This is a genomic window from Maribacter algae (assembly GCF_047345745.1).
In the GTDB taxonomy this organism is placed as follows: domain Bacteria; phylum Bacteroidota; class Bacteroidia; order Flavobacteriales; family Flavobacteriaceae; genus Maribacter.
The window spans coordinates 426,948-449,460 of the sequence record NZ_JBLFES010000003.1; the positions used below are offsets into that span (position 1 = coordinate 426,948).

The window sequence follows — 22,513 nt, forward strand, 5'->3', positions numbered from 1 at the left end:
TATATAACGAAAAAACGCCCTGATTACATCAGGGCGTTTTCATTTTCATAGCAATATAATTTGCTTATCAGGCTAAATCGAAACGATCTAGATTCATCACTTTTGTCCAAGTGGATACAAAATCCTTAATGAACTTTTCTTCTGAATCTTCACAACCGTAAACCTCGGCATAAGCCCTTAACTCCGTATTGGAACCGAAAATAAGATCTGCACGAGTTCCCGTCCACTTAACCGAACCCGTCTTGCGATCGCGACCTGCAAAAATGGTTTCATCATTAGAGGTATCTTCCCATTTTACGCTTAAATCCAGAAGATTTACAAAGAAATCATTTGTCAACACGCCCGGACGGTCAGTCATGACACCATGAGTAGAGCCATCGTAATTTGTATTCAACGCACGCATACCACCAATTAAAACCGTCATTTCTGGTGCAGTCAAGGTCATTAATTGGGCACGGTCTACCAGCAAAGCTTCTGCGGAAGCCTTAAAATCAGGGTTTTTGTAGTTTCTAAAACCATCTGCCCTTGGTTCAAGTGCTTCAAAGGAATAAGCATCTGTCTGCTCTTGAGAGGCATCCGTTCTTCCCACAGTGAAAGGCACTTCAATATCGTGTCCCGCATTTCTAGCTGCCTCTTCAATACCTGCACTGCCCCCAAGTACAATCAAATCTGCCAAAGAAACTTTCTTGTTGCCGGATTGTGCATCATTGAACTCTTTCTGAATTCCTTCCAAAACGGATAGAATTTTAGATAGCTCGGCCGGATTATTGACTTCCCAGTTTTTCTGAGGTTCCAAACGAATACGTGCACCATTAGCACCACCTCTTTTATCCGAGCCACGGAAAGTGGACGCTGATGCCCAAGCCGTAGAAACCAATTGAGAAACAGATAACCCAGAAGCTAAAAGTCTCTTTTTAAGCTCAGCAATATCGGCATCGTTTACCAGCTCATGGTCAACCTTTGGTATTGGGTCTTGCCATATAAGGTCTTCTTCAGGTACTTCCGGACCTAGATATAATGCCTTGGGACCCATATCCCTATGCGTTAATTTGAACCAAGCACGTGCAAAGGCATCTTCAAGTTCCTCAGGATTTTCATGAAATCTTTTTGAAATCTTAAGATATTCCGGATCCATCTTTAAGGCCATATCCGCATCTGTCATCATCAATTCCTGTGTTTGGGATGCATCACCTGCTCGAGGAGCCTGTTTTGCTGCTGATGCTGCCGTGGGTCTCCATTGGTTAGCTCCCCCTGGGCTTTTTGTGGGCTCCCAGTCATATCCTAACAATACTTTTAAATAATCGTGATCCCATTGCGTAGGGTTTGGCGTCCATGCCCCTTCAATACCGCTTGTAATTGTATCATCCAACACACCCGTTTGGTAGTTATTTTTCCATCCCATGCTTTGCTCTATAATACTGGCACCAGCTGGTTCGGCACCTACATATTCATCAGGATTTGCAGCACCATGTGCCTTTCCGAAAGTATGGCCCCCAATGGTCAGAGCCACGGTTTCTTCATCGTTCATCGCCATACGACCAAAAGTTTCTTTCATTAATTTTGCTGTTCCCAAGGGATTAGAGATCCCATTTGGTCCTTCCGGATTTACATAAATAAGCCCCATGTGTGAAGCACCAAGGTTTGCTTCCAATACGTACTCCCCTTCGGAGAAACGCTCTTCATTACCCATCCATTCCGTTTCGGAACCCCAGTAAATATCTTCTTCGGGTTGCCAAATATCCTCTCGGCCTCCAGCAAAACCAAAGGTTTTAAAGCCCATGGATTCCAGTGCACAATTTCCGGTCAAAATCATTAAATCTGCCCAAGACAGTTTTTTGCCATATTTTTTCTTGATGGGCCATAGCAATAATCTCGCCTTATCCAGGTTTCCATTATCCGGCCAACTGTTCAAAGGTGCAAATCTTTGAGATCCCGAGCCCGCTCCTCCGCGACCATCGCCTATACGATACGTACCCGCACTATGCCATGCCATACGAATCATAAAAGGCCCGTAGTGTCCATAATCTGCCGGCCACCAATCTTGAGAAGTAGTCAAAACCTCTATTATATCTTTTTTTACTGCTGCCAAATCCAAGGATTTAAACTCTTCTGCATAATTAAAGTCCTCATCCATTGGATTGCTCAACTCAGAATTCTGACGAAGTACGTTTAACCTTAACTGGTTGGGCCACCAATCTTGATTTGTAGTTCCACCACCGGCGGTCTGTTTTAGTTCCCCTCCCAAATACGGGCATTTGCTGGAATCGTTTATGTCCCAAGCTTCCCCGTGCGGGTTATTGTTTTTATTGTCCATGTTATTATTTTTTAGGTTTTGAATTATCTAAAAGTACAGCGATGATTCTGAAAATTAGAAACAATCTTATTTTTTTGAGCTATCCAATTATTGGTAATGTTTATACTACGCAACAACTTTAATTGTTTTTGACTATGTCAAGTATGATAGCTTAGCAAATAGCATTTGAAATTTAAACCCGATGCTTTCTTATATTCAATAAAATCGGTCAGTAAGATTCAAATTTTTTGCAACCACTCCCGCATATCCACTTCTTTGGAAATAATGGATTTTAAATCGGTAATTTTTACACGTTGCTGATCCATTGAATCCCTATGACGCACGGTAACCGTTTCGTCTTCTAAAGTTTGGTGGTCTACCGTAATACAGAAGGGTGTCCCATTAGCATCTTGTCTACGGTACCTTCGGCCAACGGCGTCTTTTTCGTCATAGGCAATATTGAAATCCCATTTCAAATCCTCCACTATATTTTTGGCCAATTCCGGAAGTCCGTCTTTTTTCACCAAAGGCAAAATGGCGGCCTTGGTCGGTGCCAATACAGCAGGCAACTTCAAGACGGTTCTCATACTACCGTTTTCCAACGTTTCTTCTTGTAAGGAATTGGAAAAAACGGCCAGAAACATCCGGTCCAGACCAATGGACGTTTCCAATACATAAGGTACGTAGTTGGTATTCGTCTCATGATCAAAATACTGTAACTTTTTGTTGGAGAATTTTTCATGTGCCCCCAAATCAAAATCAGTTCTGGAATGTATGCCTTCCAATTCCTTAAACCCGAACGGAAAACGAAATTCAATATCGGAGGCAGCATCTGCGTAGTGAGCCAATTTCTCATGATCGTGAAAACGATAATTGTCCGCTCCCAGACCCAAGGAAAGATGCCAGTTCATACGTTTCTCCTTCCAAGTTTCATACCACTCTTTTTGAGTGCCCGGTTGAATGAAAAACTGCATTTCCATCTGTTCAAACTCGCGCATTCTAAAAATAAACTGTCTAGCGACAATCTCGTTTCGGAATGCTTTTCCGGTCTGGGCAATCCCAAACGGAATCTTCATTCTTCCCGTTTTCTGGACATTTAAAAAGTTAACGAATATACCCTGGGCCGTTTCCGGTCTCAGGAACAGATCCATGGCATTTTCCGCACTAGCGCCCAGTTTAGTGCCAAACATCAAATTAAACTGTTTTACATCTGTCCAGTTCTTGGAACCTGACATGGGGCAAGAAATATCCAACTCTTCTATAAGGGATTTTACATCTGCCAAATCTTCATTTTCCAAAGATTTTCCCAATCTTTTTAAGATAGCATTACCGCGTTCTTGATATTCCAAGACCCGTGGATTGGTTTCCAAAAATTTTTCTTTGTTAAAGGAATCCCCAAAACGTTTGGACGCCTTTTTGACTTCTTTTTCGATTTTTGCATCGATCTTGGCAACATAATCCTCCACCAAAACATCTGCTCGGTACCTCTTTTTGGAGTCTTTATTATCAATCAAAGGATCGTTGAAAGCATCTATATGTCCCGAAGCCTTCCATGTGGTCGGGTGCATAAATATGGCAGCGTCTATCCCAACAATATTATCATTGAGTTGTACCATGGCTTTCCACCAGTATTCGCGTATGTTCTTTTTTAGTTCGGCACCGTTCTGACCGTAATCATAAACAGCACTTAAACCATCATAAATTTCACTGGACTGGAATACGTAACCGTATTCCTTTGCGTGGGATATAACTTTCTTGAAATCGTCTTCTTGTTTTGCCATGTGGCAAAAATAGAATTTTAGCTAAAAAGAAGGATAATTATTTTAATTGAAATTCGGATGAGGCCAGAAGTCTTTCATCCTCAAAAACATTTAATGTGTACATACCTTCTTCCAAAGATTCTTCCGGGATAGTGATGAAATCGCACACATCCATCTGCTCACCTCTGTAAAGGACTTCTACCCTTTTGCTATATACGTTGCCATTTACCGTAATCGTATTCGCATTGTCCTCTATAACCTGTTTGTCAGGATTCAAGAACTGAAGATAAAGTACCTTTTCTGCCCTTGTTTCGCTTGGGTCCGGCATAATGGTGAAGCAACCCCTTATTTTTTCAACGGTGGAAGCTTTGTTGGTTTCTATGGGCCTAGAACCGCGTAATCTAAAGGAAGCCGCTTCCGGAAATTGCAACTTTAAATAACTCTTGTTCTTTAGTTTTTGATTCAGTTCCAAGATTTTCCTGCGTTGCAGGGCTTCTGCTTCGGCCAAGGTAGTGCTACTGGCCCTGAGCAATTCCGCTTCTTTGCGCATTTGTTCATACTTATCGGTCAACAAAGAGTTGTTATATCTTAGAAAATTATTTTTCAACTTAAGACTGTCATTTTTAGATTCCAACCTGCGAAGTTCGGTTTTGAATTCCCTTAGCCTTTCAACCGTAAAATTTAACCTGCCTACGGAATCCAATAGTTGTTGTACCTTATCTTTTGAGTCCTGTAGTTCTATTTCGTTTATTTCGTTCAAGGCAGAAAGTCGGTCAACATCAGCCTTCATTATGGTAAGGTCCTTTACCAAAATGGCTTTTTCTTGCTCCAAGAAATTAATTTGGCTTTGAGATTGGGCATAACTATAATAAAAGGCGATTAGGACCCCAATTACCACAGCAACCAAAGCAGCAAGGATTATTTTGTAATTGAATTTATTATCTTGACTCTCCATCCAAACAAATGGCCTTTTGTAGGTTAATTTAATTATAAAGATTTGTTACGCGCTAAGCTTGTAAATATAATAAATGATGTGAACACCGTACTCCTGCCTATAGCGTGTTTTGGATGTAATGCTCGATTAAATAGAGGAGAGAAGCACATCTGTACCGTTTGTCGACATCAATTACCACTCACCGAACACACCTTTAACGTAGAAAATAGTGTTGACCGTATTTTTTATGGTAGAATTAACATAAAAAAAGCAAGTTCCTTTCTCTTTTATGCTGAGCAGGGGATTGTAAAAAACTTGATCCATCATTTAAAATATAAGAATCAGGAGCAAATCGGAGCTTTTTTGGGAGATTGGTATGGTGCGACCATTAAGGAAAATGGTTTTCTCACAGCAATCGATTTTGTAATCCCTGTTCCGCTTCATCAGAAAAAGTTAAAAAAAAGAGGCTATAATCAGGTGGCTCTTTTTGCGGAGAGGCTGGCTTTTCACCTAAATAGCAGGTATTGGCCGGATGCCCTTATCAAAACGGCCGATACCCGTACCCAGACCAAAAGAACCAGATTAAGCCGTTGGTATGACAACAGGTCGCTATATGAGCTCTCCGATTCAAAATTGCTGGAACACAAAAATGTTCTCTTGGTAGATGATGTCATTACGACCGGTGCCACTATGGAAATCTGCACCCAGGCGTTCAAAGATGTTAAAGGAATATCAATATATGTAGCCAGTATGGCCATAGTTCCCTAATTTCATTTTTCAATTAAATATATTGTTTCTTTGCGGAAGAGTTATATGAACATGCTACGAAGAATTTTAGCTTCACTTTTTCTACTATTCATAGCCTTAGGGCTATACCAATGCGCTAGACGGGGAACCCCCACCGGAGGACCTAAGGACGAGACACCACCTGAGTTGTTACGAGCGGACCCACCGAATATGACCCTTAATTTTGACAAACAGAAAATAAGGCTATATTTTGATGAATTAGTGAAGTTGAAAGACGTGCAGGAACAACTTATTGTTTCTCCGCCCTTAAAATATCCACCCCAATTATCTCCCCAAGGCGGTACGGCCAAATATGTGGAAATTCAGTTGAAGGATACCCTGTTGGAAAATACTACCTATACCTTGAATTTTGGACAAAGTATTGTTGATAATAACGAAGAAAACCCTAATCCGTTTTTGACCTACGTTTTTTCAACCGGCGACTATATAGATTCCTTGGAATTGGCAGGTGTGGTCAAGGATGCTTTCAATAAGGAGGCCGATGAATTCATCAGTGTGATGCTCTATAAGATAGATACCGCATATACTGATTCTACCATCTACCGGAGGCCACCTGATTACATCACCAACACCTTGGATAGTACCGTTATCTTTAGGCTGAAAAACCTAAAAAAAGGAAAGTATTCGCTCTTTGCCATCAAAGATGCGAACAAGGATAACATCTTTGATCAAAGAACGGACAAAATTGGCTTTGTTGCGGACACCATCAATTTGCCTACGGATTCTATATATCTGCTTAATCTTTTTAAGGAAGTACAAGATTATGCGGTTGCCGTACCCTCAATGGTTTCTAAAAACAGAATCAGTTTTGGTTATTATGGGAATGGAAAGAACATTGAAATAAAACCTTTGACCACTTTACCGGATACCGTAAAAACAACCATTTTGAAAGAACCAAAAAAAGATACGCTGAACTATTGGTTCACTCCCTTTGAAATGGATTCCATCGTCTTTACCGTTACCAATGAAACGCTAAAGGTCATTGACACCTTTACCGTGAAGAAGAGAAAGGTTGCTACAGATTCACTCATTCTGAGTGCGGAACCAAGAGGAAGTATAGATTTTGGCCAAGAATTCAATATTAGTCTGAATACACCTATTGTTTCTGCGGATACTTCCAAAATTTCCATGATGGTAAAGGATTCCATACCAATGGATTTTAAAGTAAAATTAGATAGTGAAGAGAACAGGTTGAATTTTGACTTTCCGTTAGAACCAAACGAAACGTATAAGATAGCATTACTGCCGGGTGCCATAGAAGATTTCTTCGGGAATAAAAATGATACGTTATTCTATGGTTTAAACACAAAAAGTTTGGCGGATTACGGAAATTTGACATTGAACCTAAACGGTAACAATATAAAGTATCCCCTAATTGTGCAACTGACCAATGAAAAGGGCGAGACGCAACGGGAAATCTATGCGGAACAACCAACTGTATATGAATTCAATAATATAAAACCGGCCAGTTATATGGTCAGGGTTATTTTTGATGAAAATAAAAATGGGAAATGGGATACCGGGAGTTTATCGAAAAAACTACAGCCCGAGAAAGTAAGTTACCGACCTAATATGATTGAAATAAGGGCCAATTGGGAAGTAATAGAAACGTTTAATCTGTTAGATTAAAGCTATCCCTATCCTTTAAAAAGCCGAGTTTGCTTCTTGTTTTTTGTAAATGCCCTAAGCTCAGAGAAACTTCGAGAACTTGATTTTCATCAGAAAAACACAACTGCTTTCCTAAACTATCAAAGGCAGCGGAATGTCCTGAATACGCATGCCCATTGATATCAGTTCCTACACGGTTAACGCCTATGCAATAGGACATATTCTCAATGGCCCTAGCCTTTAACAAAGTGTCCCAGGCCGCAATCCTGACTTCTGGCCAGTTGGCAACATAAACAAGTACATCATAGTCTTCCGTATTTCTGGACCAAACCGGAAAACGCAGATCATAACAAATCAACGGGCAGATACGAAATCCCCTAAAGGTTTCAATCAGTTTTTCAGTGCCTTTACGATATTTTTTATCCTCTCCGGCCAAAGTAAAGGTGTGTTTCTTATCATAGAACGATAAATCTCCGTTAGGCTTAACAAAAAAGAGCCTATTGTAATATGTACCGTTCTGGTTATATACAAAACTCCCGACTACAGCCGCATTCTTTTGGGCTGCCTTTTCCTTCATCCAAGAAATGGTCAAGGCACCTTCATTTTCGGTAATATTTTCTGGAGACATGGTAAAACCAGTTGTAAACATTTCTGGAAGAACGATAAGGTCTACGTCATCTGAAATTTCTTGGATTCTGTCTGAAAACATTTTCCTGTTTTCCATCGGGTTTTCCCAGTGTAGTAAAGTTTGTACCAAGGCTACTTTTAAACGCTTTCCCATTGATCTATAACTGTTTATTGTAAGACATTGATCAACGCGGGCACTCCTTTCATTTTTGCATGGTCCAAAGCCGTATTGCCCTTTGCATCCTTTATGACCTTGTCCGCCCCGTTCTCAATTAATAACTTTGCAATCTCCAAGTGATTGAACGTAGCCGAATAAATAAGACTTGTGGCTCCCATGGTATTTCTTTCGTTAACATTGGCTCCTTTTTGGATCAATAACTTGGCAATATCAGTGTAACCCTTGAAACAGACCCCCATCAACGCTGTATTTCCTGAAGCATCTTTAGCATCGATTGCGGCTCCTTTATCAATAAGTAATGAAGCAATATCTCCTTTTTTATAATACGTTGCCAATATCAAAGGGGTAGAGCCTCTTTGGTCTTTGCTATTTATCAATTTGGGGTCTTTTTCAAGAATTATATTAACTTTTTCCAAATCTCCTTTCCTGATTTCTTCAAAAAAGCGCTCTTTTGTATCCATACCTAAATGTATAAAAAAACTGATACATCCTAATACAATTTCAATAATCCCGCTCCATACCCGTATTCTGTTTTAAAGGTGTTAAACTCAATATTAAAAGTTAACAAATTGCCGGTGTTCATTCGATTTATTTAATTTATTGCAATTTATATGTATTTTCCTACGTTACTTTAAAATCTTATATTTACCTAAAACCGTTTTTAAATGGAAACCCTTTCCACCAACTTTTTGATAAAGGATTCACCAGCGGCAGTTGCCATCTTGGATACACAATTAAGATTTAATAGCCATTCCGATGAATGGTACAATAGATATGCCACTAATAAAAATTCCTTGATCGGTAAAAAATTCTCTGTGATTTTTGAGGAAACTCCAACAGAACTAAAAAACGCTTTGCACGAAGCGTTAAATGGGAATACACAGTTGAATCCAGGTTCTAAATGCTTTTTGCCAAGTGGGCGCACAAAATGGTTCAAATGGAAAATAAAAGCATGGAAAAATCAAGATAATACCATTGGTGGGGTAATTGTTATACTTGACGATATAACCAGTGAACAAAGGGAGAAAGAACTGTTATTAAAGGCCGAAGCTGTTGCAAGAATTGGTGGATGGGAAGTAGACCTTACAAATAATAGCGTGTACTGGAGCAGTATTACTCATGATATTCATGAGGTTCCCGAAGGTTTTACGCCTGATTTGGAAAAGGGGATCGATTATTACAAAGAAGGTGAACACCGAGAGAAAATTACAGAGTTAGTGAGCCTCGCCATGACGGAAGGGAAACCTTGGGATACGGAACTGATCATTACTACCCATAAGGGCAACGAAGTTTGGGTCCGCACAAAAGGGGAGGCAGAGATTATAGATGGTAATTGCGTTCGCCTTTTTGGAACATTCCAAGATATCAATGAAAAGAAAAAATCCGAATTAAAATACCAAGAGACTGCTGAACGCTTAAAAGTAGCGACAGTAGCTGCAAATATTGGTATTTGGGAATACGACATCTCAAATAATTCCCTCATATGGGACGATAACATGTACCGCCTCTACGGTATAGATAAAAAAGATTTTTCGGGTGTTTATGAAGCATGGCAAGCTGGCGTGCATCCAGAAGACAAGGAAAGAGGTAATCTAGAAATAGAGCAGGCCATTTCTGGAGAAAAGGAATTTGATACGGAATTCCGCGTACTATGGCCCAATGGCGAGGTCAAAAACATAAAAGCAATAGCAAAAACAGAAAGAGATAGCAAAGGGAATGCCATTAAAATGGTCGGTACCAATTGGGATATCACAGAGTTAAAACAGACTAAACTAAAACTGGAACGTAGCAAGGAGTCGTTCAAGAATACTTTTAACAACTCTGCCATTGGTATGGCTTTGGTAGGATTGGATGGGCGTTGGGTAGAAGTAAATAAGGGCCTATGTGACAGTTTGGGCTATACCGAAGAGGAACTGCTTGAATTAACATTTCAGGATATTACCTATCCCGAAGATTTGGATACAGATTTAGGTTTATTTAATGAAGTAATTGAAGGAAAAAGAGATAGTTATCAATTAGAAAAAAGGTATTATCATAAAAGCGGACGTACAGTGTTCGTAGTGCTCACAGTAACCGTAGTAAGAACCATTGAAGGAAAAATTTCCCATTTTATCTCCCAGATAATGGACATTACACCCAGAAAAATTGCCGAACTAAAACTTGAAGAAACCGCTAAGCGTTTAAAAGTGGCCGCCCGGGTAGCAAAAATTGGAATATGGGATTATAGAATTGAAGAAAATATGGTTATCTGTAATGATAATATGTATGAAATGTACGGTATTCCAAAAGATTCTTCGGATTTGTTAAATGAGTGGATGAACAGAATTCATCCAGAAGATAAAGAAAGAGTTGGTGAAGAACTACAAATGACAATTTTAAAAGGAAAGCCTTTTAACACGCAATTTAGAGGTATCAGACCCAATGGCACTATGATTCACTTAATTGCATTTGGAGAAGCACAAAAAGGCCCAAGTGGAAAAGTCGAAAATATTATTGGAGCCAATTGGGACATTACAAAACTGAAACAAACTAGACTAAAACTGGAACGCAGCAAGGAATCTTTTACAGAAACTTTTAAAAACTCAGTAGCGGGTATGGCCTTAGTTGGCCTAGACGGTAAATGGATTTCTGTAAATGAAGGACTCTGTGAGAGTTTTGGATATACGGAAGAAGAATTCTTAAAAATCACTTGGCAGGAAATTACACATCCGGACGATTTGGATGCAGATATGGAATTATTGCAGCAGGTATTGGATGGTAAAATCTCTACATATCAATTTGAAAAAAGGTTTTATCACAAAAATGGCCGTTTAATACATACCATTCTCACGGTTACCGCCGCCAAGGATTTAAATGGAAAATTGAGCCATCTTATTTCTCAGGTTTTGGATATTACCTCTAGAATAGAAGCGGAAAAGAAATCACAGACTTTAATAGAAATTACAAAAGGCCAAAATGATAGCCTATTGAATTTTGCACATATCGTCTCCCATAATTTAAGGTCTCATTCCAGTAATTTGAGCATGTTATCAAAATTTCTTGATCAAGAGAAAGATGAGAACGAACGAAAAAACCTAAATGGCATGCTTACCAATGCCACCGAAAGTTTATCGGAAACTATAGCCCATTTGAACGAAGTAGTCCAGGTAAAAACCGGGGCATTGGAAAAAATGGAAAGCGTTGGTGTTTTAAATACAATAACACAAATCGAAAAAAGTATTGAAGGATTAATTCTAGAAAAAGGCTTGACATCAGAAATTAATGTCGCTAAGTCTCATTTTGTAATGGCAGTACCTGCCTATCTTGAAAGTATATTCTTAAATTTGTACACTAATGCCATTAAATATAGTGCTCAGGAACGGAAACCCGTCATAGAAATAACATCTACCGTTAAAAATGGTTATGTTCAAATTGAGTTTAAAGACAATGGTCAAGGAATAGATTTAAAAAGGCATGGCAAGACGATATTTGGAATGTACAAGACCTTTCACAAACACAAGGATGCCAAAGGAATTGGATTGTTTATTACAAAAAACCAAATAGAATCAATGAACGGAAGTATTTCCGTAACCAGCGAGGTAGACAAAGGAGCTACTTTTTGCATAAACCTTAAGCAAGGATAAAATGAACACTACAAAAATTGAAAGTTGCTGTCTTATAGATGATGATCCCATTTTCATTTACGGGACCAAAAGAATCATGCAAGAAATTGATTTTTGCGATTCTATTATCATCTACAATAATGGTCAAGAAGCATTGGATGGGCTAATGGCAATTTCCGAAGCGGGAGAAAAAATACCACAGTACATCTTTCTAGATTTAAATATGCCCATTATGAACGGTTGGGAGTTTTTGGATGAATTTGCACAAATTCCAAATGAAAATTTGCAAAAAACCGTTATATATATTATAAGTTCTTCAGTAGACCCTAGAGACTTGGAAAAGGTGAAGAACTACAAAACGGTGAACAACTATATCTTAAAACCAATTACTCCAAACGATTTGGAAAGTATTTTAGGAGGTGCAGTGGCTTAATATTTAGGCCTTTATTATTTTTTGGACTGAAAAATAAACTTTTTGTTTAACTTTTTTGATATAAAATCTGCATTTGAAAAAGTAATGTTCAACAAAATAAAAGTGCCTTACTTTTTTTAAAAAATTCTCATTAAAATTCACTAATTTATAAAAACACTTATGTGGATTTGCTTACTGGTTAAGAATGGGGAATTTTAACACATGTTGTATTGTAGATGATGATGATTTTTTTGTTTTCAATACAAAAAGAATCATGAAAGATACTGGCTTTTGTGATAATATTATTTCTTACGGAAATGGCCAAGAGGCCATAGATGGTCTAATAGGTCTTCTCGTCGAAAATATTCCTTTGCCGGAAATCATTATATTGGACTTGAACATGCCTAAAAAAAATGGTTGGGAATTTCTAGAGGAGTTTGTAAAAATCCCAGAGAGCAAAATCCAGAATTGCGACATTTATGTTGCAAGTTCGTTTATTAGTCCTGAGAACATAGCAAAATCCAAAAAATATGAAGTCGTCAAGGACTATGTTTTAAAACCTATTTCTGACGATTCTTTAGATTTGATTTTATCCTCAAGACGCGTCTTTTAAATTCCCCTGACTCCAGGATTAAAATCCTCAGGTGCACTCTGAGGTTCATTCGTTGTTCCGGCATTACCGGTATCGTTAAAAATAGTCCATTCCGAAAAGGTAAAGACGGGATTGCCATTTAGAATATTTATATTCCTTACTGCCCTGCCATCCTCAAACTCATGATCCGTATTTGTGCCATCCTCGCCAATTCTTCCGAATACATCTATTACTTCTCCAAAGGGGTCTACCAATTGCAAGTTGTCGTCTCCATTAGAATCTGCCGGAGAATTTGTTCCAATGCCCAAATCTGGTATAAAACCATATACTATTTCAAACTCCTCCGTATTTGGCGAAATGATAAAAGTACTTTCTGCTGCAATCGTATAATCCGACAAATCTATAAAAGAACTAACCGTTGTGCTAGCGTTCGTATAACGCTCCAATCTCCAACCCTTTAGAGACAAAGACGAATCGGACGAATTATAGAGTTCCACAAATCTAGCTCCAACATTATTGTCCGGATCGGCCAACTCGGAAATGAAAATATTCCGGGATGTAAACTCATCAATCAAATCTTCACATCGTTCCTGATTAAAATTGATGTCCTCCAAATCTCTAACCACTAAAAGGTAATCATCATTTTCACGCAATAGAACCCCAGTTATTGACCCTCTTCCTTCTGGTAATATCTCAGCCTGAAAATCTGAGAAACCACTATTCAATAAAGTCAATTCGTTATCATTACAATCAATCAAGGTACGTTCCGTTTCTTCGCGCTCAACTGCATAGATTTCCCCTATTTCCGCTTCTGAAATTTCCATATCCATGAATTGAACCAGAGTATTGGTCAAATTCTCGTTTAGACCTTCAATAGAAACAAGGTTCGGCTCCAAAATGGCCGGAACATCACAAGAAACAAAGATATGATCGGCTACCGCCGCGGATGGCAATCTTCCAACGGAAATATTTCCAAATGCGCTAAAAACACCTCCCAGTTTAAATACCCCCTTTGATTTACCCAGATATAATCCCTTTAATTTGATAAAAACCTTTTGCCCAAGCCCATAAAACAGATGAGAATCCCTAAGGTCGATTTCAATTTGAAAGCCTTCCGTAGGATTTACGGGGCTATCCTGAAAATAAAGTACACTAAAGAAATTACCGGCCTTATCAGATGAACTTATATAGCCTTCAATAATCAAATCTTCCTGAATTTGAACGGTTTCTTCATTAAATAAGGATTTGACTTCCGCATAAGTAGTATTTGCCGTAACATTATCTGAACAAGTAATTTCAGGGGCATCAAAGCTTCTATTTTTGACACATCCTACACATAGCAATACGCTTACCAAAACTCCAAAGACATGTATTTTAAAGACTTTAAATTCCATTTTAAAAACTAAAGGCCACATTTAAAAAATAGGTGCGCCCATAACCGTACCAATATTTAGGAGCAAAAGATGGCGAACCGCTGAGATTATCTTCTTTCAACTGTCCAAAATTCCCATTCCTACTCTGTTCAAAGCCGCCAGTCCTAAAAATAGTGTCCAATGCATTATTTATACTTAGAAAAATACCTAGATATTTTCCTTTTCTTAACCATGATTTTCCAGCTGTAAAATTCAGTAAATAGAAATCATCCAAAGGATTTTGTCTCAATAGCGAAGCAACATTCTCTTCCGTAGCATCATTGAATTGCTCATCTGTTTCAGGGTCTATCAAAAAACTATTGGTTCTCGTAATCGTAGAAATATTGGCATAATTATTTGCCAAATAGTTGACCGTCATACCGGCCCACCAATATTTTGGGTCTCTATATTCTATGCCCAAAGCAAATGCTTGTTGCGGTCCTTGCGCCAATTTATAACCTTTTATAGTAGCAACGCCCAAATCTTTTGAACCACTTACGTCTATTAATTCCTCATCCGCCGCTGCAGTATCAAAATTTATGGTAACGTATGGATTACTGGCATAAAGATATTTTCCAATGGAGGCAACGCCCGTAAGCTTCACGGATGCGGACAACTCATACTGTAATCCCAACTCAATGCCCATGTGCAGTTTGTCCAAATCTGTCAATACTTCCTGTACAAAATCTGAGCCCACACCGGAATCCACAAAAAAGAAGTTGATATCCGTTGTATTTTGAAACCGAGTATAAAACCCGGACAACCTCCCCGTAAGGCTTGGCATTCTTATAAAGTAGTTTGCATCTACGGTAGAAATAGTTTCCGACTTCAAGTTTGGCACCGTTGCATTGGATTCCCTTGGGTTCACAAATACATTCTGAAGCACCGGAGCCCGCTGTATATAGGCCCCGTTTGTAGTAATCCAATGCCTACCGGTTATTTTTCGTGTAAGACCTCCCTTTATGCCAAAGTTCGAAAAGTGAATAGCTTCGCTTTTTCCAAGGGAATTTTCCAAAAACCGTTCGTTCTGGAAAAACCCGTTGCGCTGATAGTTTATATTTGAATATTGCCCTGCCAAAAAGCCTTTCCACTCATTAAAATCTAGATTCAATTGAACAAAAGCTTCGGTTTTATCAGCTTTCAGTCCATAATCATAATTGAAAATATCGCCTTCTATTTTGTTCACTTGGCTCAGAACATTATTCCTAGTATCCGAAAAAGTATCGATATCCTCGTGGAAATCGGCTCCCAGCAAATCGAATATTTTAGCATAGTTTTCAGAAGTCAACCCCGTAAAACCAAGTCCAAAGTCCAATTTAAGTTTTTCGTTTATGCTATAATTCCCGTTTATTCTAGCTGACAATTGGGTATCGGCCGCTGTATCATCATACAGCACATATGCCGCCTTACCATTTTGCGATACACTGCTGTTGGCGTTAAAAACACTATTCCAATTTAGCTGTGGATTTTCAAGAAAGCCATCCTTGGCAATATTGGCACTAATAAAGTTGGCCCCTATTGGGCTATTGATGTAAAAGCTTGGCAAATATCTGTAATAGGTGGGGTCCGGATTGGGAGCATTATAATATCCTAATCTGCCCCTAGCATTCTTACCGGTCTGGAAAGCTAGGCCGGCCCTCAAATTAAAAACATCCGCAGTATAAAAATAGTTTAGCATTACCACAGGTTCGGCAATTTTACGTTCCCTTGCGTTTCTTATTTTGCCATCCTGTTCTCCCCAGTAGGGATTATACTTATTACCGACCAAATTAAAAACCTCCTCAGTAATCGCGGAAGACCGCCCCCTTCTATTTGAAGCTAAAAACGCTGTCAAGGAAATCGTGTTTTTATCATTAAACCGATACTCCAAAGCACCAAAAACAGAGTACGCATCATACAAAGTACCATCTATATAGCCTTCCTTGGCCCATCTCCTAGAAGCCGAAAACATATAGGCCAAACCGTTCTTTTGCATACCGGAATTGTAAGTGGCCATTACCCTACCTGTGTAGGTGCGGTTGGATGCCGAGGAGGAAATCCTGTATCCCGGTCTGAGTCCACTAGGCCTCAAATCAATATTTGTATTTCCCAGAATTCCTCCAAAGGTATACACTGATGGATTCAATCCGTTTGAAAACTCCTGATTCCGCACCACGTCGTTCAGTCCCCCAAAATTGTTCCACTGTGGTCTCCCATCAAAAAACTTGTTTATAGGAATTCCGTTCAACAATACTTCCCCGTTTTGAGCATCATAGCCCCTTACCCTGAAAAAGGCCTGCCCAAAATCAAACGCGGCCCTAGTGAGAAAAACATCCCGCGTGGATTGTAAAAGACCTAAAGCATTGGAGCTGGACTCATCATCTAAAAGTTCGGCATCCGTTAACGTAATGAGATTATCATTCTTTTCAAAACTAATATCCCGCGTTAAATAGATGGTCCCCAAATCCAAAGGTCCTTTTTCAATGTTCAAAGGAATCCTTTTTACAGTGTAATTCGGATAGGTTATGTTCAGGATATAGTCACCTTTAAGAGAAATGTTCAATATAAAATTCCCCAAAACATCCGTTTGGTTTGAAATTTGCTCTCCCTCAATACCAACAATAACATTCGCTAAAGGAAGCTGACTTCCTTCTTCCAAAATAATTCCAGTAATGGTGACCGGGGCTTGAGCACAAACGTAAGCTATTTGCAAAACAAGGAATAAGGCTAGTTTTAGTTTGAGCATTTTAATGGTTGGTGCAATGCTATTGTATGACAATATAGAAAATAATAAATACAGGTCGGAAATTTCTTTATAATATGAAGTACTTTAGATGTAAATCTGATGTAATGCACATTCTATTTTTGAGTTCTTTTATTTTTCTATTTCAGCTCTCTATTGCACAGGATTCTGGAAAATATCAGTTACGGACCATTGCTTTTTATAATTTGGAAAACTTATTTGACACTAAAAATGATTCGCTCATATATGATGACGATAGAACTCCGGAAGGTAAGGATAAATGGACCCCGGAACGATACCGAAAAAAAATAGCGAACATGTCCAAGGTGATTTCCGAGATAGGCACTTCGGAAAACAAGAATTCACCGGATGTCATTGGTGTCTGTGAAGTGGAAAACAAACAAGTCCTGATTGATTTGGTCAACCATCCAAATCTTAACATGAAAAATTATGGGATAGTCCATTATGATTCTCCCGATGAAAGAGGTATTGACGCAGCGTTGCTATATAAAAAAGCATCCTTTTTACCGATTTCCTCTAAAAGTCATCGTTTGTTATTGTTTAATGAAGATGGCTACAGGGATTATACGAGAGACCAATTATTGGTAGAGGGGTTATTGGATGATGAAAAAATATTCTTTTTAGTGAACCATTGGCCCTCGCGAAGTGGTGGCGAGCTAAGAAGTAGGCCCTACAGACTGAAAGCCGCAGAATTGAATAAGCGCATCATTGATTCCGTTAAAAGAATAGATGTAGCCGCAAAGATTATTGCCATGGGAGATTTTAACGATGATCCGGTTGACCCAAGTTTAAAAAAGATACTTGGTGTTAAGGGGAAAAAGAAACGTTTGGATACCACCGATCTGTTCGGTCCTATGGAAAAACTGTTCAAAAAAGGATCAGGCTCTCTTGCCTATAGGGACAAATGGAACATTTTTGATCAAATCTATATGACCTCCAATCTCATTTCCGAACCCTCTTTTTCCTATAGTTACTGGAAAACAGGAATATTCACCCCTCCTTATTTATTGGACCCCAAAGGCAAATACAAAGGATATCCGTTACGAACTTATGCAGGTGGAAGTTATATAGGTGGCTATAGCGATCATTTTCCCGTGTACATTCACCTCATTAGAAAAGTGAATTAATTTTTTCCCCTGTACGCAACTTTTTTTAAATATCCCATCTTATCGGAAACCTCTTAACATGAAAATGAATATTAGCTCATTATTGACGTTTTTAATTATTTTATTTTTAAGCTGTAATAATAATGATAGTGATCCGTGTGAAGGACTTGTTTTAGATGTAATTCAACAAACATTGATAATTGAAATAATAGATGCCAATGGCAACAATCTCATTGAAAATGGCACCTATGCTGCATTAACTATTTTTACGGAGCGAAACGGTTTCCAAACGATACCTGTTGTGTTTGACAAAGCGCAATTGCCCAGTGTATCCGAAGAACTTAAAAACGTTGTGGTCGTACCAATATTTGACGGTAACACAATTTCACATACTGTGAACATTCATTTGAACCAAGATGAGATAGATGTCTTAACGATGGATATAAGAGCGGAAAGTATGGGTTGTAGCGGTACCTTTTATGAAATTTTGGAAATAGGCTATAACGAAGAAAAAATAGATTTTCAAGATATAGGAAACAATTATTACAAGATTACTGTAGTGAAATAATCAGTGATTAGAACCATTGGCCCCAAGGAATTCTGCTCAATATCAGTACCAAACCAATCCCATAAAAAATAGCGATACTTTTAAATTTTTTATCGCCTTCCACAAATTTCTTATGTCTTGACCATCCAACGGTTATAAAGGCAATGGCCAAAATATTGATAAACGGATGTTCCACTGCCAACAAACGCGCTGCAGCCGTTAAACCGCCCATTCCAAACTCCTGTATGGCGTTTAAACCACTTGGAGAAACGAAATACAGTATTAGACCCACTACTAATTGTATATGACAGAGAATGAGGGCAAAAAGACTTAGACGCAAGTCCTTGTTCATAGTAAACATTCTTTTTGATAGCAATCCCGTAATCGCATTTGCTGTGGCCAAAAATAATATTGCCAATGCTACATAGGCTAGGTAGGAATGAAGCATTTGGATAGTCTCGTACATGATTTTGTTTTTAGAATCTTAAAAGTACTGATTTTTGATCATAAAAAAAGCCCTGCCTAAGGCAGGGCTTTTTAGTATTTATAAAGCTGAACTTAGAAACTATATCTTAATCCAACTTGCATTTGCCATCTTGAGGAATTCAATCCAGCGTCATCAATAACATTTCTGTTTTCGTTTGCCCTATCATTAAATGTATACGTTGGAGTAGTACCGTCTGCTTCGAATCCTCTAAAATTGAGCAACTGAGCTTGATTAAAGTTTGTAAACGTCCTTACACCCCATTCTTTATTCAATAAGTTGGTGAAGTTAAAGATATCTGCGGTTAACTCAAACCTATGCGTAGTATTACCTCCAAAATTAAACCGAAATTCCTGAGCAAATTTCAAATCAATGATATGTGACCAATCCGAACGGCTAGCATTTCTTTCTGCAAACTTTCCTCTTCTTGTTCTTAAGTAATCATCTCCTTCAATAAAAGCATCAAAGGCTTGCCATTGTTCCGCAGCAGAGGTAATAACCGCTCCTGTGTCACGATCGGTTATGTCTACAAATTGAGCATCTGCTTCGTTTGCAGGAATAAATGGTAACGCTGTGGCAAAACCACCTGTATCATCTAATAATCCGTCGCCAACTACGACGTAGCTAAAAGGACTCCCTGCCGCACCTTCATAAAACAAACCTATTCTAGTTCTTACGTTATCTGTCCATTTTAACTCTACGGTTGAGTTAGCAATAATTCTACTTCCCGGGGAAAAATCAGATCTAGAAAGGTCAGGTCTGTTAGAACCATTTACAGATTCTAAATTCTGCCACTGTGAGCTGTTCTGTGATGAAGTAGCATCAAAAAGAGCATCAGAATCTCCATAAGAATACGTGGCCGAAGTTCTTACGTCTACCTTTTCCGAAAATATATTTTTGGTCAAAGTACCACTCACATTATAAGAACTACCTGCCCCTGTATTATACCCCAATAGAATAAGATTATAAGTATCATCTATGATTTCATTTCCATAGTTAGGCCTTGAACCTGGACCTGTAGTTGTAAACTGAGGTCCTGCTAAGTTTAAGTTTTCATAAGCTACCGCTGTTATGTTATCATTCCATAAAAAATCAGCAGAAAACACGAAACCAGCAGGTAATTTCTGGTCAATAGCAATATTAGCTTTGAATGTTTGTGGCAATTTAAAATCCTCTTCAAACAAGTCAACATTTCCGCCAAGACCACCAGAACCAGGAACTGGATCAGCAAACTGTGAAGTAACATCTGGATTAAACTCTACACTGCGATCTCTAATATCCAAGCGTCCAGAAGTTATACCATTATTATTGTATGCACCGCCTGGCCATACTAGTGGCAACCTTGAAGTAAATACCCCGAGACCACCTCTTAATTGTGTACTTCTATCTCCTTTTAGATCCCAGTTAAACCCTACACGTGGAGAAAAGTGAGCCGTTGCGTTTATTCCTTGACCTACACGCGCTCCTCTTAAATCTTTTCCGTTAGCCTCCAACAATGCTATTCCCCTTGAGTTAAAATCTTCATTTTCCGAACCGTCCGCCCAGTAAGGAATATCTATTCTTACACCCATGGTGAATTTGAAGTCATCGGTTACATTAACTTGATCTTGTATATACAATCCAAATTGAAAAATATCAAATTCTGCAGCACCTTCGGAATCATCACCTAAACCACCCAAAAGAGAGTATCCGTAACGGTATCTATTTGCTCTTTCCTCATTAATAAAATCATCAAGACTATCGAATCTGTAGTACCCAAAATTACGTCCAAAGAATACATTCTTTACAGATGAAAATTCATTGTTCGTACCGATGGTAATATTATGTGCTCCTGAGTAAATCTCAAAGTTATTAGTTAACGTTAAAACACTTTGTTCCAATAAGTTTGCCGTAGAGAAAGGCTCAGAACCAAAGAAAATTCTATCATTGGTATCACTATCATTAATTTCTACAGCAGGAAAAGGGTCTCCTAAGATTTCTCTATTATCGTTTACAGTAGTGTAACCAATTACCAAATTATTGGCCATATTATCTCCAATTTGAGAATTCAATTCCAATGCCGTTGAATTGGTAACAGATTCAAAATTCAATCCATTATTGAAGAATCCTATACTTCCTTGATTTGAAGCATTAGGATCTAGTTCTACTGCCCTAACATAACTGTGTTTTAAAGATAATTTGTTGTTTTCATTGATATTCCAGTCTATTTTGGCAATTAATTTATCACTCTTCAATGAAGATGTATTATTATCATATGTCCCCGGATCGTATCCATATCTACTATCCAAAATATCTACTAGTCGATCTAGATCTGCAGCAGTTGCACCACCTCTGTAAGTGCCAATATCAAAAGGCTGAGGAGTTTCATTATTCTGTCTTTCGTAATTTACAAAATAGAACAACTTATCCTTTTTTATAGCCCCACCCACTCTTACACCATAGGTTTGAGCTGTAAAATCAGCTAAGGGAGTCCTTTCATTATCCCCTGCAATACCTACGGGTGTTTTACCAGATAAACTTTGGTCTCTGTAGAAACCATAAACAGAACCTTCGGTAGTATTCGTTCCAGATTTTGTAATAGCATTTATACTACCTCCAGCAAAACCTGATTGCCTAACATCAAAAGGTGCAACGTTAATTTGAAAGGATTCTATTGCATCCAAAGAAATCGGACTAACACCTGTTTGGCCACCATTTGTGCCGGAAGCTGCCAGACCAAAAACATCATTATTCACAGCTCCATCAATGTATATTGAATTGAATCTGTTATTTTGCCCTGCAATAGATATTACGTTATCACCAGTAATTTTAGCTTGCGGCGTTAACCTTGCGAAATCAGATATATCTCTAGAAATAGTAGGCAATGTATTTACCTGACGCTGACTTACATTGGTTTCTGCACCTGTTTTACCTGCATCAAAAACTCCTCCTGATTGTGCCGTAACAACAACTTCATCAAGTGCATTTGCCTTCTCTCCTAATTTTGCACTTATTCTTCTCGAATCACCTAATTCTAAATAAAGGTTCGCATTTTCGAAATTTTCAAACCCTACATAGGAAATGGTTACTTTGTAGGGTCCACCAGTACGCATTCCGGATATACGGTAATACCCATCAAAATCGGTAGCTGCGCCATAGGTAGTACCAGATGGTGTGTGAATGGCCACAACACTTGCTCCTGGTAAGGGTTCACCTGTTTCGTCAGTTACCTGACCTCCGATTGCAGAGGTAGTCACCCCCTGCGAAAATGCTGTTGCAGCCATAAAAATGGCTACAATTGCCAAATAGATTTTTTTCATCTTTTCTAGTGTAAATGTTAGTTTTTTACTCGCTGCAAAAGTCCTTTATTTTAAAACTTTAAATGTTAAGCGAACGTTAAATTAGCCATGCTAAAATTAACTTAAAAAA

At 38.5% G+C, this 22,513-nt stretch carries 16 protein-coding genes; 7 read left to right on the top strand and 9 right to left on the bottom strand.

What is annotated here, in order from left to right; genetic code table 11:
- Positions 1-67: 67 nt before the first annotated feature.
- The 3 genes from katG to ACKWBX_RS13480 form a co-directional block, all read right to left on the bottom strand.
- Positions 68-2,314 carry a catalase/peroxidase HPI gene (gene katG, locus ACKWBX_RS13470; RefSeq protein ID WP_413969224.1) on the bottom strand — a complete coding sequence of 749 codons (2,247 nt, stop codon included), beginning with the start codon at positions 2,312-2,314 and terminating at the stop codon, positions 68-70.
- Positions 2,315-2,532: 218 nt separating this feature from the next.
- Positions 2,533-4,074, bottom strand: coding sequence for a glycine--tRNA ligase (locus ACKWBX_RS13475; protein ID WP_413969225.1), 1,542 nt, complete (start codon positions 4,072-4,074; stop codon positions 2,533-2,535).
- 37 nt (positions 4,075-4,111) lie between these two features.
- Entirely contained in the window at positions 4,112-5,008 is an 897-nt protein-coding gene (locus ACKWBX_RS13480) for a hypothetical protein (protein WP_413969226.1), read from the bottom strand.
- 78 nt (positions 5,009-5,086) lie between these two features.
- Between ACKWBX_RS13480 and ACKWBX_RS13485 the strand changes: the two genes are divergently transcribed.
- The gene (locus ACKWBX_RS13485) at positions 5,087-5,755 is read left to right on the top strand and encodes a ComF family protein (RefSeq protein WP_413969227.1); all 669 of its coding nucleotides are present in this window, start codon (positions 5,087-5,089) and stop codon (positions 5,753-5,755) included.
- Between the two features lie 51 nt (positions 5,756-5,806).
- Positions 5,807-7,423, top strand: coding sequence for an Ig-like domain-containing domain (locus ACKWBX_RS13490; RefSeq protein ID WP_413969228.1), 1,617 nt, complete (start codon positions 5,807-5,809; stop codon positions 7,421-7,423).
- On the opposite strand, the gene ACKWBX_RS13495 is transcribed toward ACKWBX_RS13490, so the two are convergent.
- Entirely contained in the window at positions 7,407-8,183 is a 777-nt protein-coding gene (locus ACKWBX_RS13495; RefSeq protein ID WP_413969229.1) for an amidohydrolase, read from the bottom strand. The genes ACKWBX_RS13490 and ACKWBX_RS13495 overlap by 17 nt on opposite strands.
- 14 nt (positions 8,184-8,197) lie before the next feature.
- Positions 8,198-8,668, bottom strand: coding sequence for an ankyrin repeat domain-containing protein (locus ACKWBX_RS13500; RefSeq protein ID WP_413969230.1), 471 nt, complete (start codon positions 8,666-8,668; stop codon positions 8,198-8,200).
- 204 nt (positions 8,669-8,872) lie between these two features.
- On the opposite strand from ACKWBX_RS13500, the gene ACKWBX_RS13505 reads away from it, so the two are divergent.
- From ACKWBX_RS13505 to ACKWBX_RS13515, 3 genes are all read left to right on the top strand, one after another.
- Complete coding sequence (locus ACKWBX_RS13505; RefSeq protein WP_413969231.1) at positions 8,873-11,830, top strand: PAS domain S-box protein; 2,958 nt, start codon at positions 8,873-8,875, stop codon at positions 11,828-11,830.
- A 1-nt stretch (position 11,831) separates the two neighbouring features.
- Positions 11,832-12,242 carry a response regulator gene (locus ACKWBX_RS13510; protein ID WP_413969232.1) on the top strand — a complete coding sequence of 137 codons (411 nt, stop codon included), beginning with the start codon at positions 11,832-11,834 and terminating at the stop codon, positions 12,240-12,242.
- A 184-nt stretch (positions 12,243-12,426) separates the two neighbouring features.
- Positions 12,427-12,834 (top strand): response regulator, encoded by a 408-nt coding sequence (locus ACKWBX_RS13515; protein WP_413969233.1) that lies wholly within the window; start codon positions 12,427-12,429, stop codon positions 12,832-12,834.
- Here ACKWBX_RS13515 and ACKWBX_RS13520 read toward each other — a convergent pair.
- Together ACKWBX_RS13520 and ACKWBX_RS13525 are read right to left on the bottom strand one after the other, a co-directional pair.
- Positions 12,831-14,207, bottom strand: coding sequence for a DUF5689 domain-containing protein (locus ACKWBX_RS13520; RefSeq protein ID WP_413969234.1), 1,377 nt, complete (start codon positions 14,205-14,207; stop codon positions 12,831-12,833). The two genes, ACKWBX_RS13515 and ACKWBX_RS13520, sit on opposite strands and share 4 nt — an antisense overlap.
- A 1-nt stretch (position 14,208) precedes the next feature.
- A complete protein-coding gene (locus ACKWBX_RS13525) occupies positions 14,209-16,950 on the bottom strand; it encodes a TonB-dependent receptor (RefSeq protein WP_413969235.1) in 2,742 nt (913 codons plus the stop codon).
- A 104-nt stretch (positions 16,951-17,054) separates the two neighbouring features.
- Between ACKWBX_RS13525 and ACKWBX_RS13530 the strand changes: the two genes are divergently transcribed.
- Positions 17,055-18,095, top strand: a complete 1,041-nt coding sequence (locus tag ACKWBX_RS13530; protein ID WP_413969236.1) for an endonuclease/exonuclease/phosphatase family protein — start codon at positions 17,055-17,057, stop codon at positions 18,093-18,095.
- Between the two features lie 58 nt (positions 18,096-18,153).
- On the top strand, positions 18,154-18,642 hold the full coding sequence (locus ACKWBX_RS13535) for a hypothetical protein (RefSeq protein ID WP_413969237.1): 489 nt from the start codon (positions 18,154-18,156) through the stop codon (positions 18,640-18,642).
- Between the two features lie 7 nt (positions 18,643-18,649).
- Here the strand turns inward: ACKWBX_RS13535 and ACKWBX_RS13540 are convergent, their stop codons facing one another.
- The gene (locus ACKWBX_RS13540) at positions 18,650-19,087 is read right to left on the bottom strand and encodes a hypothetical protein (RefSeq protein WP_413969238.1); all 438 of its coding nucleotides are present in this window, start codon (positions 19,085-19,087) and stop codon (positions 18,650-18,652) included.
- A gap of 92 nt (positions 19,088-19,179) precedes the next feature.
- Complete coding sequence (locus ACKWBX_RS13545; RefSeq protein WP_413969239.1) at positions 19,180-22,404, bottom strand: TonB-dependent receptor; 3,225 nt, start codon at positions 22,402-22,404, stop codon at positions 19,180-19,182.
- Between the last annotated feature and the right edge of the window lie 109 nt (positions 22,405-22,513).

Bases quoted from the DNA above. Each gene is read 5' to 3' on its own strand.
- ACKWBX_RS13500 (WP_413969230.1), bottom strand. From the start codon at position 8,668: ATGGATACAAAAGAGCGCTTTTTTGAAGAAATCAGGAAAGGAGATTTG.
- ACKWBX_RS13540 (WP_413969238.1), bottom strand. From the start codon at position 19,087: ATGTACGAGACTATCCAAATGCTTCATTCCTACCTAGCCTATGTAGCA.
- ACKWBX_RS13520 (WP_413969234.1), bottom strand. From the start codon at position 14,207: ATGGAATTTAAAGTCTTTAAAATACATGTCTTTGGAGTTTTGGTAAGC.
- ACKWBX_RS13490 (WP_413969228.1), top strand. From the start codon at position 5,807: ATGCTACGAAGAATTTTAGCTTCACTTTTTCTACTATTCATAGCCTTA.
- ACKWBX_RS13530 (WP_413969236.1), top strand. From the start codon at position 17,055: ATGCACATTCTATTTTTGAGTTCTTTTATTTTTCTATTTCAGCTCTCT.
- ACKWBX_RS13515 (WP_413969233.1), top strand. From the start codon at position 12,427: ATGGGGAATTTTAACACATGTTGTATTGTAGATGATGATGATTTTTTT.
- ACKWBX_RS13480 (WP_413969226.1), bottom strand. From the start codon at position 5,008: ATGGAGAGTCAAGATAATAAATTCAATTACAAAATAATCCTTGCTGCT.
- ACKWBX_RS13525 (WP_413969235.1), bottom strand. From the start codon at position 16,950: ATGCTCAAACTAAAACTAGCCTTATTCCTTGTTTTGCAAATAGCTTAC.
- ACKWBX_RS13535 (WP_413969237.1), top strand. From the start codon at position 18,154: ATGAAAATGAATATTAGCTCATTATTGACGTTTTTAATTATTTTATTT.
- ACKWBX_RS13545 (WP_413969239.1), bottom strand. From the start codon at position 22,404: ATGAAAAAAATCTATTTGGCAATTGTAGCCATTTTTATGGCTGCAACA.
- ACKWBX_RS13505 (WP_413969231.1), top strand. From the start codon at position 8,873: ATGGAAACCCTTTCCACCAACTTTTTGATAAAGGATTCACCAGCGGCA.
- ACKWBX_RS13475 (WP_413969225.1), bottom strand. From the start codon at position 4,074: ATGGCAAAACAAGAAGACGATTTCAAGAAAGTTATATCCCACGCAAAG.
- katG (WP_413969224.1), bottom strand. From the start codon at position 2,314: ATGGACAATAAAAACAATAACCCGCACGGGGAAGCTTGGGACATAAAC.
- ACKWBX_RS13495 (WP_413969229.1), bottom strand. From the start codon at position 8,183: ATGGGAAAGCGTTTAAAAGTAGCCTTGGTACAAACTTTACTACACTGG.
- ACKWBX_RS13510 (WP_413969232.1), top strand. From the start codon at position 11,832: ATGAACACTACAAAAATTGAAAGTTGCTGTCTTATAGATGATGATCCC.